This is a genomic window from Massilia forsythiae (assembly GCF_012849555.1).
GTDB classification, from domain to species: Bacteria; Pseudomonadota; Gammaproteobacteria; order Burkholderiales; family Burkholderiaceae_D; genus Telluria; species Telluria forsythiae.
In genome coordinates this window covers 1,155,429-1,175,365 of sequence record NZ_CP051685.1, presented here as the reverse complement: position 1 = coordinate 1,175,365, position 19,937 = coordinate 1,155,429, and the positions used below count along the sequence as shown (strand labels likewise).

General features: G+C 61.3%; 5 protein-coding genes, 1 tRNA gene and 3 pseudogenes. 5 read left to right on the top strand and 4 right to left on the bottom strand.

Annotated features, from left to right (window positions below):
• Positions 1-46: 46 nt before the first annotated feature.
• The 5 genes and pseudogenes from HH212_RS05060 to HH212_RS05040 form a co-directional block, all read left to right on the top strand.
• The gene (locus HH212_RS05060) at positions 47-13,453 is read left to right on the top strand and encodes an N-acetylmuramidase domain-containing protein (protein ID WP_169434361.1); all 13,407 of its coding nucleotides are present in this window, start codon (positions 47-49) and stop codon (positions 13,451-13,453) included.
• Complete coding sequence (locus HH212_RS05055; protein WP_169434360.1) at positions 13,434-14,012, top strand: hypothetical protein; 579 nt, start codon at positions 13,434-13,436, stop codon at positions 14,010-14,012. Before HH212_RS05060 ends, HH212_RS05055 begins: the two co-directional genes overlap by 20 nt.
• A 100-nt stretch (positions 14,013-14,112) precedes the next feature.
• Positions 14,113-15,302 (top strand): annotated as a pseudogene (locus HH212_RS05050) (IS3 family transposase); the annotation flags it as partial.
• Positions 15,303-15,474: 172 nt separating this feature from the next.
• Positions 15,475-16,023 (top strand): annotated as a pseudogene (locus HH212_RS05045) (IS5 family transposase); the annotation flags it as partial.
• A gap of 121 nt (positions 16,024-16,144) precedes the next feature.
• Positions 16,145-16,478, top strand: a pseudogene (locus tag HH212_RS05040) (IS5/IS1182 family transposase); the annotation flags it as partial.
• Positions 16,479-16,675: 197 nt separating this feature from the next.
• On the opposite strand, the gene HH212_RS05035 reads toward HH212_RS05040, so the two are convergent.
• The 4 genes from HH212_RS05035 to HH212_RS05020 form a co-directional block, all read right to left on the bottom strand.
• Positions 16,676-16,751: transfer RNA gene (locus HH212_RS05035), tRNA-Phe, on the bottom strand.
• 99 nt (positions 16,752-16,850) lie between these two features.
• Entirely contained in the window at positions 16,851-18,326 is a 1,476-nt protein-coding gene (locus HH212_RS05030) for a PA domain-containing protein (protein ID WP_169434359.1), read from the bottom strand.
• A 4-nt stretch (positions 18,327-18,330) separates the two neighbouring features.
• A complete protein-coding gene (locus HH212_RS05025; protein WP_169434358.1) occupies positions 18,331-18,753 on the bottom strand; it encodes a post-PEP-CTERM-1 domain-containing protein in 423 nt (140 codons plus the stop codon).
• Positions 18,754-18,782: 29 nt separating this feature from the next.
• On the bottom strand, positions 18,783-19,355 hold the full coding sequence (locus HH212_RS05020; RefSeq protein WP_169434357.1) for a choice-of-anchor J family PEP-CTERM protein: 573 nt from the start codon (positions 19,353-19,355) through the stop codon (positions 18,783-18,785).
• Positions 19,356-19,937 lie beyond the last annotated feature (582 nt).

Below are 19,937 nucleotides of genomic sequence, written 5' to 3'. Positions count from 1 at the left end.
TCCGGGCGCCGCATGAATCGTCAGTTCGCACTTGGGAGAGTCACAAATGGTAGCAATCGTCGGCGGTAACGGTCTGGGTTTGTTGAACGGCTCTGCAGCATTGTTGGGACAGCGTGGCATGGCCGGCAAGGCGCTGCAGGGGCAGGACGGGCAAGCGGTGTATGTCAATGCCAGCAACGGCAACCTGGTGATCCAGCGCCAGGACGACTTCCTGGCGGCGGTCGGAATCGACATCGCGGTGGGTCGCACCTACAATTCCCAAGGCAAGACCGACGACGACAATGGCGACAACTGGAAGCTCGGCCTGTCGCGCCAGGTGACCGGCCTGTCCGGCGCTCCGAACAGTGTCGGCAGCACCATCGACCGCATCGATGGCGACGATACGCGCTACCGTTTCACCTACGACGCGACGCGCCGCCTGTACGTCACCACCGACGGCGGCGAAGCCTTCGACACGCTCAGCTACGACGCCGGCACCAAAATCTGGACCTGGCAAACCGGCACGACCGACCTCGCTGAAACGTATGACGGCACCAACGGCGGCCGCCTGCTGTCGATGGTCGACCTGGACGGCAACCGCCTGGCCTTCAATTACCAGTCGAACGGCATGCTGGCCTCGGTCACCGATGCCACCGGCGCCGGCACCTTCTTCACGTATGGGGGCCCTAGCGGCAAGGAGCTGCAATCGGTCGATGTCGCATATCGCGAGACTGCCGACGGCGAACTCGAATCCGCCAACCGTGTCGAGTATTTTTACGACAACCAGGGCCGGCTCGCGCAAGTCGATACCTTCCTGTCGATCAGAGGCACATTCAGCACCAAGTACACTTATGACGGCGCCAGCCGGCGCATCGCCACGATCGAGCAGAGCGACGGCAACAAGCTGACGTTCACCTACGATGCCGGCCGCATTGCCACCGTCAGCGACGGCAAGTACGAGAACGACACGTTCAGCTATGCCGGCAACCGGACCACCGTCACCGACAAGGACGGCACGGTCACCTACTACACCTTCGACAACAACGGCCAGATCCTGCACACCGAGATGGCGGGTGCCAATGGCGCCAGCCTCAACACGTATTTCGAGTACGACGCCAAGGGCAACGTCACCAAGATCGTCGAACCGAACGGCAACGTCACCGTCAAGCGCCACGATGGCAACGGTAACGTCATCTACGAGCGCGACAGCACCGGCCATGTCGTCACCCGTACCTATACCGCGACCAACCTGCTGCAAAGCGAAACCGTGTTCCGCGACGTCGATCCCGACGGCGAAGGGCCCGCCAATCCGGCCGACGCCAGCACCACCTATTATGTCTACGATGCGCACGAGCACCTGCGTTTCGTCGTCGATGGCGACCAGGGCGTCCAGGAATTCCGCTACGACCAGCGCGGCCAGCGCCAGGCCGCCATCGCTTATACGCAGGACCGCTACGCCGTCACCGGCGCCGCTCCAAGCGAGGCAGAACTGGCGCGCTGGGTAGCCGGCGCCGACAAGACCCGTGCCGTGCGCACCGATTACGGCTACGACATCCGCGGCCTGGTGGCCACGGCCACGACCTACAGCGACCTGGCCGCCGACGGCAGCGGTATCCGCAATGGCATGCAATCGGTCACCCACTTCACCTATGACCAGGCCGGCCGGCTGCTGGAAAAGATCGACGCCGACGGCAATGCCACGGCGTATGCGTACGACAACCTGGACCGCCTGCTGACCACGGTCGATGCCGGCTCCAATAGCGTCAGGACGACCTACGCCCAGGGCGGCAGCTACCTGGATCTGAGCGGCGCGACGGTCGCGGTCAATCGGACCTTCACCACTTATCCCAATGGACGCGTCACCGAAACGATCCTGGATACGTCGGGTCGCACCCTCGGCGTGCTCGAGAAAAGCGGTACCACCGTCCTCACCGAGGTGTACTACGCCTACGATGCCGAAGGCCGGCTGGCCATGGTGCAGGATGCCAACGGCAACCGCAACTTCACGCTGTACGACAGCCTGGGGCGCAAGGCGGTGGACATCGACGGCGACGGCAGCGTGGTCGAATACAAGTACGACGCCAAGGGCCAGCTCGGCGAGGTGATCCAGCGCGCCACGCGCCTCGACGCGAATCTGCGCGGCACCAGGCTGATCAACATGCGTCCGGAGCAGTTGCGTCTCCAGTCCAGCGCGCTGGACGTGCACGAATGGCGCTTCTACGACGCCGCCGGCCGCCTGGCCGAATCCGTCGACGGCGCCGGCAACGTCACCTCGACCGTCTACGACGGCGTCGGCCGCATGCTGGCCGAGATCCAGCGCTACACGCCCGTCGACGTTGCCTTGGGCAGCCCCAAGGGAGTGCCGCCGGCGGCAAGTGCGAACGACCGCATGCAGCGCTATTTCTATACCAACGACGGCAAGCCGGCCGGCGAGGTCGACGCGGCGGGCTACCTGACGGAATACCGCTACGACGGCGCCGGCCAACTGGTGGAAACCGTGCGCTACGCGGGCCTCGTGAAAAAGCCGGACCTGACCTCGGCGCTGGCCGACTTCCGTCCGGCCGCCGGCGACGCCAGCCATGCGGACGACATCCACGAATACAACCTATACGATGCCAAGGGCCAGCTGGTCGCCGAGATCGACGGCGAAAACTACCTGACCGTGCGTTCCTACGACGCGGCGGGCAATCTCGGCCGTACCGTGCGCTACGCCAACCGGGTCGCTTTCCAGCCCGGCCAGACCACGTTGGCGCAGGTACTGGCGCAAGACGCTTCCGGCAGCCAGTCGATCACCTACACCTACGACGCCCTCAACCATCTGCGCAGCGTGACCGGCGTGGACGGTTCGATAACGCGTTACGAATACGATGCCGTCGGCAACCGCACCTCGACCACGTCCGCTTACAACAGCGATGGCGCGCGCAATGGCTTGGTGCGCTACGACGCCCTCGGCCGCGTGACGGCGGAGCTGACCGGTGTCGGCGCAGCCCGGCTGGCGCTGGTCACCACGCCGGCGCAGCAGGAAGCCGTGTGGACCGCATACGCCACCAGGTACACCTACGACAAGGCCAACCACCGCACCACGATGACCGACCCCAACGGTCACGTGACCCGCTACTACTACGACAAGGATGGCCGCCTGGCAGCCACCGTCAATGCCGCCGGCGAAGTCGAACGGCGCGAGTACAACGCCATCAACCAGGTCGCCACCGTCACCCGCTATGCACAGCGTATCGGCGAGGCCGAACTGGCGGGCATGGCGGGCGGCGAATTCGGCCTGATCGAAAGCCGCCTGGCGCTGTTGCGCGACGGCGCGCACGACTACGTGGCCACCTACGGCTACGATGCCGACGGCAGGATGACCTCGCGCAGCGACGAGAACGGCACGCATACCCTGAGCTACGACAGTTTCAACCAGCTGACGCTCGACGAAGCCGACATCGGCGACGGCCGCATCGCGCAATCCCGCTATACCTACACTGTACGCGGTGAATTGCAGTCCCAGTATGACGGCTTCACGCGCGGCGAGCCCAAGCTGAGCAGGTCCTTCATTTCGCGCGACGCCTTCGGCCGCGTCATCTACAGCCAAACCACCGACGGTGACGGCGAAACCTACCGTTACGACCGCCTCGGCCGCCAGATCGCCGTGACCAGTGCCGAGGGCGTCGGCGGCACCACCACCTACGATGCCTTCGACCGGGTTGTGACCGAGACCAGCAATGCCGGCGGTACCACCACCTACCGCTACGACACCGCGGCGCGCAGCATGACCGTGACCACCGCCGAAGGCGCCGTGCATACGGTGGTGCGCACCGCCCAGGGCGACGTCGCCGAATTGATCGACCTGAACGGCGAAAAGACCACGTATGCCTACGACCAGGACGGCCACCTCAAGTCGGTCAGCGACAAATTCGGTGTCAGCGAAGCGCACACCTACGATTTTGCCGGCAACCTGACGACCACGACCGACGGCAACGGCAGCGTGACGAAGATCGAATACGACAGCGTCGACCGCGTGCTGCGCCGTACCGTCGACGTGGACGGCCTGAATCTCGTCACCAGCTATACCTACGACACTCAGGGCCGCACCCTGACCGTAACCGACCCGACCGGCGTCATGACGGCCACCACCTACGACGTGCTGGGCCGCGTGCAGACGACGGTGCGCAGCGCCGAGCCGGGTGGCTTGGCATTGACCACCAGCTTCGACTACGACAACCTGGGCCACGTGCTGCGCATGACCGATCCGGCCGGCCACGTGACCGAGTACCAGTATGACATCGTCGGCCGGCGCATCGCCACCATCGTCGATCCGGACGGCCTGCGGCTGACGACGATCTATGTGTACGATGATCTCGGTACCGCGCCGTTCCGCAGCTACGACGCCAAGGGCAACGTCACGCACTACATGTACGATGCCGACGGCCGCAAGGTCGGCGAGGTCGATGCCGCCGGCGACGTGACCGTGTACACCTACGAGCAGGGCAGCGATCGCATCGCCTCGGTGACGCGCTACGCGCGCCCGCTGGTGGGCGCGACCGTGGCGCAGTTCGTCGACGACGGCGTTCGTCTCGACCTGGCCACCGTCCAGGAACACCTGGCGCCGGACCCGAGCCGCGACAACGTCACCACCTACCTGTACGACCAGGACGGGCGCCTGCATTTCACCGTCGAGGGCGACCGCAGCTTCACGCAGCAGCGCTACGACGGCAATGGCCGCCTGGCCGAGACCACGCAGTATTCCAACTTGCTGCCGCCGGAAGTCGCCCTGACCGACGCCGCGGTGCGCGCATGGGTGCCTGCCGGCGGTAGCGGCGAAGTCTCGGTCTCCTACACCTACGACGTGCGCGGCCGGGTCGCGCAGCAGACCAACGCCGCCGGCGGCGTCACCACCTACACCTACGACGGCAACTTCAACGTCATCGCCAGCATTACCGGATCGCCGGAAACTGGAACGGTGGCTGCCAAGCGCATGGTCTACGACGGCGCCGGCCGCCTGGTCGCCAGCGCAGTCAAGCAGTACGGCGACGAGGACGCGTCCTACTGGTCGGTCAGCACCCAGGCCTACGACGGCGCCGGCCGGGTGATCGACCGCACCGACTACGTGACCCACCTGTCGGATGCCGGCCTGGCGCCGGACGCCACCCAGGCGCAGGTCGTCGCATGGCTGGCGACGGTGCCGGCCAGCTACGGCAACGATGCGCGCGTACGCATGCGCTACGACGCCGCCGGCCGCCTGGTGGCGTCGGCGACGGCGCAGCGCGGTGATGCTAATACCCTGCTGTGGTCGGTCACGCGCCAGGAGTTCGATGCGGACGGTAACGTTCTTGCACGTACCAGCTACGCCAACTTCCTGGGCGGCGCGCCGGCGCAAGGCACGCTTTCCGACGGCCAGATGCAGGAATGGCTGGCCGGCGTGGCCGTCGACGGCACGCGCGACAGTACCACCCGCTACGTCTACGACAGCGTCAACCGCCTCAACATCACGATCGACGCCCTCGGCGGCGTCGTGCGCCGCGAGTACGACGGCGCCGGCAACGTGCTCGCCGAAATCGCCTACGCCAACCCGGTCCGCCTGAGCGGCGCGGTGACGCGCGAGGCCGTGCTGGCCGCGCTCGAAAGCCATTATGGGCAACCCTGGAACCCGGAAGGCGACCGCGTCACCTACTACGACTACGATGCGGCCAACCGCGTCGCCGTGATGACCAACGCCGTGGGCGTCGCCACGTCGTATGTCTACGACGGCGCCGGCCATCTGGTACGCCAGGTCGACAACGCCAACAACGAAGCCGACTACCGCGTCCACCGCACGGTGTATGGCGCCGACGGCCTGCCGCGCCTGAGCATCGATCCCGAAGGCTACGTCACGGAGACGCGCTACAACGGCCTGGGCCTGGTGTCGGACAGCATCCGCTACGCCACCCAGATCGTGGTGGGCGACGACGCCTCGGTCGCCGACGTGCTCGGCCTGGTCGATACCAGCGATCCGCAGACCCGCCGCACCCAGTCGCAGTACGACAACCAGGGCAACCTCGTCACCAGCGTCGACGCCATGGGCAAGGCCGAGACGTACACCTACGACGCGCTCGGCCGCAAGGCCAGCTATACCAACCGCAACGGCGCGACCTGGACCTACGCGTACGACGCGGCCGGCCGCCTGCTGGTGGAACGGGCGCCGGCGGTGCTGGTGCCCAACGAGCAAGGCATTATCGGAATGGTGGAGGTCGAGACGCACATGGCGTACGACGCGATGGGGCGCATGACCTCGCGCACCGAAGGCTATGGCGGGCCGCATCCGCGCACCACCAGCTACGGCTACGACCTGGTGGGACGCCAGGTCAGGACCACGCTGCCGCTGACCGCCGTCTACGATCCGGCCTCGGATCCGCTGTCGGCCGCCGACGCCGATTATCACGTCATCCATGTGGCGCCTTTCACCACCGTCACCTACGACGCGCTCGGCAACGCCGTCGAAGGCACCGACGCCAACGGCAACGTCAGCCGCAAGGTGTACGACGTGCTCGGCCGGGTCGTGTTCGAGATCGACGCGCTCCAGAACGTCACCGGCTACGAGTACGATGCCTTCGGCGGCGTCGAGAAGTTGACGCGCTATGCCGAGGGGCTGAATGCCCTGGCCGATCCCGACAAGGCGGCCAAGGAAGACATCGGCAAGCTGTATGTGACGATGTACAACCGCGCGCCGGATGGCGGCGGCTTGAACTACTGGCTGCAGTTCCTGAAACAGGGCCAGACCCTGGCACAGGTCGCCGACACGATTCTCAAATCCAAGGAATCGGCGTTCTTCAACCTGCCGGGCATGAGCTTGCCCGACTATGTGGCGCGCATCTTCGATACGGCGTTCGGACGCGCCCCGTCCGAGGCCGAGACCACCTACTGGACCAATATCGGCAGCGCCGAGGGCGTGACCCGCGGCCAGCTGCTCGTGCGCATGATCGGCGAGGCACCGACGCAACGCGACCAGGATTTCTTCGTCAACAAGGTCGAGGACTACCTGCATCCGCAGATGTTGAGCTCGCAGCGCTACCGCATCAGCCTGATCTACACGGCCGTGCTGGGCAGGGCGCCGAGCGCCGCCGAGCTGGCGGACGGCATGACCTACCTGGCATCCGGCGGCAGCGAAGCCGGCCTGGTGCACGTACTGATGGATGGCACGGAGGGCCGCGCGCTGTATCCGCAAGACATGGATGGTGCTGCCCTGGTCACGCTCCTGAGCGAGCATGCGCTCGGACGCGAGCCCGGCCAGGACCTGCAGTGGTGGACGGGCGCGGCGGAGAACGCCTCGTCGCGCGCCCAGGCCGTGCTGGATTTCCTGGCCGGACGCGCCATCGACCGCGGCGATGACGACGACCTCAACCTGGAGCTGCGCGCCAAGCGCAACATGCCCGCCAACCCCGTCGGCTACGGACCGGTGACCGATTTCTCGCTGGCGACCATGCGCAGCGCCGTCGAGCTGCACGCCAGCATCCTGGACCGGGCGGTGGATACGCAGTACGACGGGCTCGGCCGCAAGATCAAGGTCGCCGAAGCGGCCACCTACAACTACACCGCCGTCGGCGGCTATGGCAACGACGAAACCTGGATGGGCTACGCCGAGCTGCGCAAGGTAACCAGCTTCGACTACGACGCCTTCGGCGATGTCACCGCGAAGAAAGTCTACGGCGTACGCGGCGACTTCAGGGACGGCGAGCAGCTCGGCGAAGCCGCCGTCACCCGCATGTACTACAACCGGCGCGGCGAAAAGACGGCGGAATTCGTCCTTGCCGACACCGAGAACAGCAACCGCCTGGCCCACAATTACGAAGACAAGGTCGCGACCGACAGCGGCGGCTACCTGACGCGCATGGAATACGATGCGTTCGGCAACCTGACCCGCACCTACGAATACGCGCAACGCAGCAGGGATCCGCGCGGGCCGGAAGATGGGCTGTACGACATGAATCCGGAATCGCCGGCGTTGACCGAGAGCGACCGCGACACCAGGTACGAGTACGACCTGAACGACCGCAAGCAAGCCCAACTGCAGGTGAACACGGCGTTCGACAACTTCACCTGGGACGGCAACTATTCGGCCCTGCGCGACACGCTGGTCACGAGCTATGAGTACGACGGTGTCGGCAACCTGACCTCGACCACGGATCCGCTGGGGAACACGGTCCTCAGCTTCTACGACGCGGTCGGCCGCGTGACGCGGGTCGCCAGCCGCAACGACGGCGTCGGCCGCTCGCAGATCATCCTCAGGCCCGAGCCGCTGCCGGACCCTGAGCCTCAGCCGACCCCTACGCCACCCTACGATCCCGAGAATCCGAACGACCCGAACCGCGTCTGGATCGTCACCGACTTCGTGCGCGATGCCTACGGCAACGTGCTGACGCAGATCGCCCACGCCAAGTACCAGGCCCTGTACGACGGCGCCAGCTCGCCGATGCTGGCCAGCGCCGACGACCGCACCACGAGTACGACCTACGACCTGATGGGGAACGCGCTGGCCGTCACCGACGGTAACCTCAACATCACGCGGCGCTCCTACGACGCGGCCGGCAGGCTGGCCAAGGAATGGCAGACCGTGACCGACCGCAGTTCCGCGACCAGCGCGGTCACGCTCACCAGCTACAAGCTGTTCCACTACGACGCCACCGGCCAGATGACGTCGGTGACCACGCCGGGCAGCACGAATGCGATGCCGTTGCCGGCAGTAGGCGTGGCATCGGTCGAATCGGCACCCGGATCGTTCGATCCGTCGCAGACCAAATCGATCTTCACCGGCACCAATACCATCAGCGTGCGATTCCCGGACACCGGCAATGCGCCGATTCGTGTGGTTGTGGATTACACGCAGGCCGACAACCCGCAATTCAAGCTCGGCCTGGACGGCTTCAAGCCGATCTGGATTCCAAACGGCGTGAAGCCGGGTGACCCGGCCCAGAAGACCTTCAGCTATCCGGCTGCGGAAGGAGAGTTGCCGCTGCAGCGCACCGATGGCGGCGCCACGCTGATCTGGTCGGAAAACGACCAGGTGGGCGGCGGCATCAAGTCGGTCCAGCGCGTGAAGGTCTATGTCCAGAACGCCAACGGCGAATGGGAATTGCGCCAGGACTTCGACGGCAGCGTCGCGCCGCTGTCGTCGACCATCGTGGACAAGGCGCCGGCCGACATCGGACGCAACGTGCAGTCGCTGACCTACAACGCCTTCGGCGAGGTGACGTCGCGCAGCATGAACGGCAACGTGTACGAATTCGCCGAGTACGACAACGCGGGCAACGTGTGGCACACCAATGCCGGCGACGGCATTACCAAGGTGATGTTCTACGACATCCGCGGCAACCTGACGCAGCAGGCGACCGGCACCGACCATGCCGGAGGCACCCTGGATGACCTGCGCCTGTACACCAGTGCCAAGGACGTGCACGACGCATTGTCCACACCGTATCTCGAGGTAAAGGGCGTCGACGTGGTCGAGACCCGTTACGACCTGATGGACCGCGCGGTACTGCACCTGGACGCGGCGCGCGTGGACGGCACCGTCAAGCTTGCGGAAGGACAGCCAGACTCGGTTGCCATGCGCACGCCGACCAGCCACGTCAAGTACGACCGTTGGGGCAACGTGGTCGAAGTGACCGACCCGCGCAACCTCGACTGGCGCATCACCTACAGCTACAACAGCTTCAATCAGCAGACCGAGAAATCGGTTGTGCTGATGAATGGTGGCGTACCGACCGTGCGTTCGAGCGAGCTGAATTACTACGACGAGATGGGGCGCGCCACCGGCAACCGCGATGCCAACGGCAACCTCACCTTCACGGGATATTTCGGGTTCGGCCTGTCGACGACGCGCTTCGCCGACGGCAGCGGAGAATCGTATGCGGTGAACGCATTCGGGGAGCGGACCTCGCTGCAGGCCAGGGATGGCTATGCGACGCTGTATACATACGATCACATGGGTAACCTGGCCTCGTCGTCGCGTTATTCCTCGCATGTGTATTACACCGTCGATCAAAGCGATGGCGGCGGAATGACAGCCCTGCTCAACCCTGGCAATTGGGAAGTCCGCGAAGAATTTGCGTACGACGAGCTCGGCCGGCGCTATGCCACCTCTACGCAGAAGTATCCCGCTAATGCGGGAGGACAATCCGACAAAATCCATGAAGTGATCTCGAGCCTGACGCGCTACGACCTCGCCGGCAACGTCGTTGCCCAGATCGACAACGCCGGCCGCCAGACCAGGTCGGTCTACGATGCCTATGGCCACAAGGTCGCCGAGGTGGACGGCGCCGGCAAGTCGATGACGTGGAATGTCGATGCCTTCGGCCGCGTGGTGGGCCACGTGGACCAGGGGGGCGCCCAGATCCGCTACGAGTACGATGGCCAGGGCCACCTGATCCACCAATGGTCGACCGCGCGTCAGGGCAGCGGCGCGCAGAACATCGTTTACACCTACGACCATGGCCTGCTGACGACGATCGACGACCATGCTACCGGACTCTTGACCACGTATACCTACGATCTTACCGGCAACCGCGTGACCGAGAAGGCGCTGGCGCGCAATGCCGAGGGCGGTCCGCTGCTCGTGCAGAACAATACCATCCGCTACGACCAGTACGGCCGCATGGAGCACGTCGAGGACGGGCATTTTACCGTCGACATCGGCTACGACGACAACGGCAATCGCCTGCATGTGGCGACGCACTATGTCGACAGCAGTGGCAGGGCGGTGGACAGCGATGCCTGGAACAAGTACGACGAGATGAACCGCGAAGTCGTCGCGAACGGCATCAACGTCAACGGCAACATCGTCATGGGCGACAAGGGGCACGTGATCACTTATGACGGTTTCGGCCGGCGCGAGACCGACAGCTACATGTACAAGGACGCGCAGAAGGGCGGGCCATACCTGCCGACGACCGAGAGGTACCAGTACGAAGACGACACCGGACGCCTGTCCCAGGTCACGCGCGACGGCATCGTCATCGACCGCCGTTACTACGACGAGTTCGGCCGCGTTATCCGGAGCGGCCCACCCGAAGGGACCAACAACGATCGGCTGAAGAGTTTCGGCATCGCCGGCGAGTACAGGACCTATCACTACACCAAAGGGGGCGAACTCCAGCGCCTGAAATTCTGGGCCTTGAACCACGATTTCCTGGACGATATTTACTACCTCGCCAATGGTGCGGAGGGTGGCTATGATGGCGCCGGCAATCCGATTGGCTACGCCGTCGTGCATCCGCATGACGACGGCACCGGGCGACAGCATTCGATCTACTTCAACACGTATGCCTACTTCGATTCCGCGAAGGAGATACAGGTCAGGGGTTCGATTAACGGCAAGCCCGAGTACACCACCACGACGCTCGACGCAAACGGCAATGTCGTGAAAGTGGTCGACACCAGCGCACCGGGTAAGGACCGCACCTACATCAACGATGCCGAGGGCCGGGTACTGATGTCGACCCAGTCCGGCGAGATGGTGCGCACGCTGATCGTCAACGGCGAGGTACTCGGCTCCAACAGCGACGAGGCCGATCCGAGCAACTTCGCGAACGCCTACCAGTCCGCGACCACGGGCGCCAACCTGGCCTCGCCGAGCATCTACCACGTGCAGGGTGGCGAAAACCTGAAGTCGATCGCCAAGTCGGTCTGGGGCGACGCCAACCTGTGGTACCTGATCGCGAACGCCAACAACCTCGAGGTCGACTCGCCGTTGACCATAGGCCAGACGCTGAGGCTGCCGGCACGGGCCAACGTGGTGCACAACGATGCGGACACGTTCACGCCGTATAATCCGAGCGACGCGATCGGCAGTACGACGCCGACCTTGCCATTGCCAGCCAGGTCGGATGCGAGTTGCGGCAGCAAGCTCGTCATCATTGCGGTGACGCTTGCGGTAACGTTCGCGACCCAGGGATTGGCAACCAGCTGGCTGGGCGGCGGCGGCGCCTGGCTCAGCAGCATACTGGGTAGTACGGGTGCCGCCGCTGCATCGTTAGGTATCGGTGCCGCTGCCGGCAGCATCGCCGGCCAGGCCATCGCCATCGACCTCGGCGTTCGCGATTCGTTCAGCTGGGGCGAGGTCTTTACCAGTGCAGTCGGGGCAGCGGTAAGCGGCGGGTTGAATGCCAAAGTGGGTGGCGACTGGTGGGATGTGGCTAAAAATGCGGCCATTGCCAATGCGAGTTCGCAAGCCGTTGGCATTGCGCTGAACTTGCAGAAGGGCTTCCAATGGAAGAGCGTGCTCGGATCGGCGATTTCCGCTGGCGTGGGCAGGAGCTTGTTCGATAGTCAGCTGCTGTCGGGTACCGATAAGGTATACCGTTCAATAATTTCGCAAACTGCTGGTCAAACATTGGGGACGTTTGCAAGTGGCGGAAAGGTGTCGTCGCAGTCGATTGCGATTGATGTTTTTGGAAACGTGTTGGCTTCTAATTTTGAAGCGAGACGCGATCCAAATAAAAATCAAATTTCAAACGGAAACCAAACAGCATTTTTAAATAATTCTAAATTTTCCGAGAACGAGTACGGTCAGTTACGGGCAAGATTAGCTGAATATGGAACTGATGCTCGCGCTGATTTTGCTACAGATGAAGAATTAAAAGCATTGGAAAGCGCTGCTGACAGCAATGGTGGTGTCTTGCCGAAGGCAGGAGAATTTCTTTCAAGGCCAGAAATATCAGTTGAAGACCTAACCAGTCAAAGAGTGATTGTAGTCGGAAAGCGACTGTCTATAGAGGACCAGGAGGCATGGTATAAACAGCAAATGCGGAGTTCAATGCCAGATTATGGGCGAAGCGCGCCAACTTCGCGCTCCAGTAGGAAAACAACTGCCGCCTCTCGACAAGTGACGCCAGTAGGGCAGCTAAATGTGCGCGCAGTTGCAATACCTCCTACTAAGCCTCAAATAAACGTGAGTGAGGCGGCTTTTGCAAATGCAGCACGAAAGCTTAATGTTGAGGTGGCTGCTATTAAAGCCGTCGCTGAGGTTGAAAGTAAAGGTAATGGATTCTTTAGCGATGGTAGGCCAAAAATCCTTTTTGAACGTCACTACTTTCATCGACTTACAAATGGAGTTTTCGATGCTTCAAATCCAGAAATTTCGAATTCAATTTCTGGTGGGTATGGTGCCAGTGGCGATAATCAGTACAGGAAGCTAGATATAGCATTTGCGCTAGACAATACGGCAGCTTTAAAATCTACTTCTTGGGGACAGTTTCAAATCATGGGAGCAAATTACCGAGCGGCGGGATATAATTCGGTAACGGATTTTGTAGATTCACAACGTCAGGGTGCGGATGTTCAATTGAAAGCATTTGCAGATTTTGTGGGAAGTGATCGGGGTCTCCTCAATGCTTTGCGAGAAAAAGATTGGTCCGTTTTTGCGCGAAAGTATAACGGACCTAATTATCGGGAAAACAACTATGATAATAAAATGAGAGAGGCATATGAGAAGTATAAAAATTAAGAGTGTTTTTATATTTTTGTTTTATGCACATTGCTCCGCGCATGCGCAACTGGTCCCAGTGTCAGATTCTGAGTTGGTTTCGCAAGGCAATTATGTCAACCAAATTCAGAAGTTTCCGAATTTGATTTTTAGTCAATTTAAAAATCAATCATTTAAGGACAAAGAAACGGGGGAATATATTTCTGCCGGGTCTGCACTGCGGCGAGATGGTTCATCAAAAATGGAATGTTTTCTTTACTATGGTATAAATAATAAATCAGGGATAATATTGTTTACTTCTGCTAGAACTGAATCGACATGGGAGTGTACTGGTAATCCAGCAGTCAGTCTAAAAAAACTTTCATTTGGGAGGAAGAGGAATACGATAGTATTCGCACTCTTCGAATTTAGGCCGCCTAGTGGGGAATATTTTAAATTTCCATTTGCTGCTGATGTGACCCCCAATAATTTAATTGGATTCCATGATTTACAAAGCTGCATCGAAAAGCGAACAGCAGGGATTAATTTGCAAAAGCTGCAGCAAGTAATATCTGCTGCTAGAAAATGTGGGTTCGAATAGAATCGCTTTGTTGCGTAAATTAGGCTTAGCCAGCGTAGTATAGTGGCCCCTGAATTTGAGACAGTGGTTTAAGCTGTCGTCCGCGAAAGGATGACAGCGAATGAGTGAAGGTAAAAAACGCAGGGTGCACAGTGCGGAGTTCAAGGGCAAGATCGGGCTGGAAGCGGTGCGCGGGGTGAAGACGATCAACGAGATCGCGCAGGAGCACGACGTGCATCCGCAGTTGGTGACGCAGTGGAAGAAGGAGATTCTGGAGAACGCCGGCGCGCTGTTCGACGTCAAGCGCGGGCCGAAGCCGGTGGACGAAAGCAGTGCCGAGGACAAGCTGTACAGCGAGATCGGCAAGCTGAAGATGCAGGTGGATTGGCTCAAAAAAAAGCTTGGGGAATGAGTCCTGCCGAGCGGGCACGGTGGATTGCACGGGAAGACGAGATGCCGCTGACGATGCAATGCGAGCTGGCCGGCGTGCCGCGTTCGACGGTGTATCGGCGGCTGGAAGCGGTAACACGCCAGGCATGCATAAACGAGGAAGACGACCGACTGCGCGCCCTGATCGACGAGGAATACACCAGCCGGCCGTTCTACGGTAGCCGGCGCATGGCAGTATTCCTGCGAGGTCGAGGGCACTAGCTCAATCGCAAGCGCGTGCAGCGCTTGATGCAGGAAATGGGTCTGGCGGGCATGGCGCCGGGGCCGGCGACGAGCAAGCCGCATCCGCAGCACAAGGTCTATCCATACCTGTTGCGCGGGGTGGCGATCACGCGGCCGAACCAGGTGTGGAGTACGGATCTAACCTATATCCGCCTGGCGAGTGGCTTTGCCTACCTGGTGGTGATCATCGACTGATACTTGCGCCGAGTGCTGGCCTGGCGCATCAGCAACAGCATGGACGCGTCGTTCTGCGTGGACTGCCTGGAAGATTCGCTGCGCCACTACGGCAGGCCGGATGTATTCAACAGCGACCAGGGCTCGCAGTTCACCAGCGACGCCTTTACCGGCGTGCTCAAGCGCGAAGGTGTGGCGATCAGCATGGACGGGCGCGGGCGGGCGCTGGACAACATCTTCGTCGAGCGCTTGTGGCGCAACGTGAAGTACGAAGACGTGTACCTGAAGGGCTATGCCAACATGCCCGGACTGACAGTCGACCTGGTGCAATACTTTGCGTTCTACAACGCCGAGCGACCGCATCAGGCGTTGGGATATAAGACGCTGGATCACGTCTATCGCGCCGGTATCGGAGGCGGCGCGCTGATCGTCGATAAGTTCGGCGACACGGACGTGGAGCAAGAAAAAATCGGCAGTACGGGGCAGCGCCAGGCAGCTGCTGAAGTGGAAACGGACACAGCTTTAACTAGCCGGCTGAGTGTCTTGACTGATGGGGCCACTCTATAGAACGCGTAGGTCTGCTATCCTGAATAGGATGAAGCCAGTTACGTAGAAGCACCGCACGACTAACTGAAGGATGTATAACGAAGCACTGAAGTCACGCAGTTCGTTGCTCATCTGGCTTAATCCGGCGATGAACTTGCATGGGCAAGTGAGCGGCAAGCGCGGACGCAGCCAGACATTCAGCGAAGAAGCGATCCAGTTTTGCCTTAGCATCAAGTGGCCTCTTCAATTGACCACTATGCCAAGCCATGGAGATGACGCAAGCCTGCTGCGCCTGAACGAGCTCGACTGGCGGGTGCCGGACTACAGCACGGTTAGCAGGTGGCAAAAGACGCTGCAGGTGGCCATTGGCGCTGTCTCGAGTACGACGGGCTTGTATCTTCTAGTGGACAGCACGGGCATCAAGATGCTGGGCGAAGGCGAATAGAAGACGAAGAAGCACGGTGCGGATTAACGCTGTCAAGGACGCAAGACGCATCTCTGGATCGAAGCGTCCACGATCGAAATCTGGGCCATTGAAGTCACTGACAACAGTGCTGACGACGCGCCTATCCTGCCAGCGCTGCTCAACCAGATTTCTGCTGACGAGAGCATTGCCAGCGTTAGTAGCGATGGCGCTTATGGGCACCTCGAAAAACCTACTATGCGTTGCATTTTCAGCTTGCGATGCTCACCGTACGCCTGTACGGCTGCGCTTCTCAGCTGAAACTGCTGCCGCTCGCGACGGTTTTTCGAGGCCCCCTTATGACACGTAGGACTGTCATGAAGCTATCGCGTTGCACACTGCGCATGCCATCATCCCAACTCGCAAGAATACTAAAGGCTTGGAAGGCGAACCGCTGTAGCGTCAATGCACGTAACAATATCCTGCGGGCGACAGATAGGATGGAATAGGTAATATGGAAGAGATGGATCGGCTACCACTGGCGCAGTCTTGTTTAAACCAAGATGCGCTGTTTCAAGCTGCTGGGTAAACGTCTCATGACACGTAGCTCCGACCGTTAAGTCGCCGAATTACAAGTGCAAGCTACTGTGTTGAACCGCTTCATTCGGCTGGGCACACCGGTCACAGTCCCCAGTGTTGTAAAACAAACTATCAATAGCGTCAGCTCGGCCTTCGCTCGATTTGCTCAACAAAGTCTATTGGAAGCGAAGGTTAGCGAGAATGCCAAGCGGGGCCAGTGGGTGGTCCCGATGGACGGCTTGCGCAAAGTGTTGGTCCTGAAAACGACAAAGCCCACTCGAAGGAATGGGCGTTGCATGGTTCTTGTTCTTGGTGGCCCGGGGCGGAATCGAACCACCGACACAAGGATTTTCAATCCTCTGCTCTACCAACTGAGCTACCAGGCCAAGGCGGCGAATTATAGCACGGCATCATGAAAAAGCCACCACCCCGTGCGTATCACAGTCAGGCGCGGGCGCAGCAGCAGCAGCTGCGCCCGCGGTCGATCACCAGCCGAGATCCTTCAGCAGGGGCACGGTCAGGTCCACCGGCGGCACCAGCGTGGTGGTCAGGTCCGAATTGATGTTCGGTTCCATCAGCAGGTTCGGGGTGGCCGTCACATCCCAGTGCGACACCGACGAACCGGGCGCCAGCGTGGCAGGGGTGTACAGCAGCGGGTTGCCGTTGGTGTCGGCGCCGGCGATGCGGGCCGGGTCGGTCGTCAAGTTGGCGGTGACCGTGCCGGCCTTGCTGCGGGTACCGTAGGGGATCGCGGCAGTGACGGCGGCCTTCAGCGCGTTGCCGTCGGCCTGGGTCACGCCCACTGCCGGGATGGTTATGGTGGTATCGGTGCCGCCCGGTATCAGCGCGCCGGTGGTGTTGTTCACCAGGATCACGCCGACCGCGCCGGCGTTCTGCGCGTTCTTGACCTTGATGGCGAACGAGCAGGTGCCGCGGCTGATGATCGCCACCTTGCCCTTGACGGCCATGGTGTTGGCGGTATCGAATGCATCGCAGCCCGGACCGGTCTCGTTGGTCTGGGTGGCGACGTTGGCCAGCACACCGAAGGTGCCGCTGGACGGCGCTGCGGGGCCGAAGCTGGCGGCGCTGAAGTCCAGGCTCAGGTTGCCGCTGGTGGCAGGCGACACGGTCTTGACGATCGGGATGTGCTTCAGGAAGCCGGCGCCGGCCTTCACGTTCGGGCCGATCCAGGCCAGCTGCAGCGGGTTGATGGCCGAGGCCTTGCGCTCCGCCGACGTCATGTTCAGCCAGGTCTTTTTGGCCGTGTTGTCGTACATGTACTGTTCCCAGATGCTCGGCAAGCCACCGGTGGCAACGTAACCGGTGCCTGCGGCGTTCAAGCGGCTACCGGTGGAAGTTGACACCGTCAGGACCGAGAAGCCGAGGCCATGGCCCAGTTCGTGCAGCAGGGTTTCGACAAAATTGACGTTGGTGCCGGCATTACCATCCAGACCCAGATAGAACTTCGAGCCGTCGAGGCAGCCGGTGTTGCCCAGATTGACGTTGAATTGGGTCTTGATGTCGAAATTGTCGTAGCCGGTCGAGTCAGGCTGACCATCGCTCAGGTTTACGCCGGCGAGCTTGTTGGCAAGGGCTTGCGGGTACCATGTGCCCGCTTTGCCGTTAGGGAAATCGTGCCAGATGTTGAGTGCGCCGGCACTGCCCAGGGTGGCCGAGGTGGAGGTGCAAGTCAGCGCTTCCCAACCAGCACTGACGTTGATGACGACGTTGCTGTCGATGTTCTTTTCCCAGATCGAGGCTACGTACTGGTAGACGTTCCAGCGCTGCGCACCGAGCGTGGTGCCCGGGTTGCCGCCGACCGGCGTCACCGGGGTCGGGTCGTTGAATCCTTCGCCGGCCTTGTCGCGGCTGGTGATCTTGATGGTGGCGGCCTGGCTGGCCATGCAGGCCAGCGCGCAGGCGGCGGCGATCAGCGAACGCGTGATGACAGGGGTACGCATGGGTTTACTCCGTGACAGGGGTGTTGGCGGCGGTGGCATGGACGTGGGCGGCGTGCTCGGTGCCGCCATGGCTGTCGTTGCATACCATGTCGATCGTGCCGTCGGCATTGCGCACTGCGGTCGATGAAGTCATGAACTCGTCGGTGAGGCGGGCGCCGCGCGCGCCGCTGGAGTGGAATTTCTGCTGCACCGTCTGGGTGGCGGCGCGCAACTGGCGTACCCGCGTGGCTTGCATTGCGGTCTGCTCTTCGGCGGTGGCGGGGCGCAGCTTGCCGGTGCTGGGGTCGCGGGTGACCGTGACGGCATCGACCGATTGCACGGCTTCCTGCTGCGCCTGCTGGGCGGCGGCGGGCAGGGCGGCGGCGCACAAGGCCAGGCCGGCGGCGCCGGCGGCCAGCAGGCGCTGGAAGGAATTCAGGTTCGACATGGGGTTCTCCGAAATCGTGACGATGGTGTTCAAGCGCGCGAGCGGCGGCGCAGGGCGCCCAGGCCGAGCAGGCCGCCGGCCATCAGTGCGATGCTGGCCGGTTCCGGCACGTCGACGGTCAGGCTGTCCAGGGCGACGGCGTTGGCGGTATCGTAGGTGCCGGTGTAGCGGAAGGCGAAACGGGTGGTGCCGGCCTGGTAGGCGTCCAGGTGAACGGTGTACAGGGTCCAGGCGCTGTCCGGTACCGGCGTGATCGTCGTCAGGGCGGTATTGGTGCCGGTGAAGCCGTACGAAACCGTATCCGTATAACCTTCCCCGCCGGCACGCAGGTAGAAGGAGATGTCGACGCCATAGGTGGCGTTGAATTCCGGGGTGATCAGCCAGCTGTCGATGCTGCCGCCGGAGGTGGTGTTGTTGAAATTGGCCTGCGCGTACGAGTAATTGCTGCCGGACTGTGCGGTGAACGGGCCGTCGGAACCCTGGAACCAGCCGCTGGTGGTGCCGCCCGGTGCACTGGCATTGGTGAAGCTCCAGCCTTGCGACGCCAGGGCCGCGACATTTTCAAAACCTTCATTGATCACGACACCGGCTTGTGCGGACATCGCCATTCCTGCAAGTGCCATTGCGGCCAACGCTTTTTTAATCATTGATAGTGCGCTCCAAAGTTTTGAAAGGCGGGGAGAACAAGATCGTTGCGCCCCTGTTGGTTGGCGCGGCGGAGTGGACGGCTTAGTGTCCAGTCAGGCAGCCAATGTGTTAGCCATTGCACATAGCATGCCAACCTAGATAACTTCCTGATTTCTCACAAATAAGCGTAAAAAATAGAAAAATTTGTCATCAAATTGTAAGATTTCTCGACGAAAACGTATTTTCGATGCATTTTTTGCACTGAAAACGTGCATCCTTTTTAACATTGTGTGAATGTGGTATGAGCAAAGGGATCACGGAATGTAACCGGTAATCACACTTTATTTGATGAAAGCTTTGAATTTCGCAGTAGGGAAAGAACTGAAAATCCACATGCGTTATGCATGAGAACGCTGACAAACCCATCGACAAACGTGACATGGGTTTGCATCAAAATGGACAAAACTTGAAGGAAGGCTCGGATGACAGGCAACAGTGAGTGCCTGATGGAAATTACCGTTGAGGGCGTATTGTAATAAAGCCTGGTTATGCCAGGC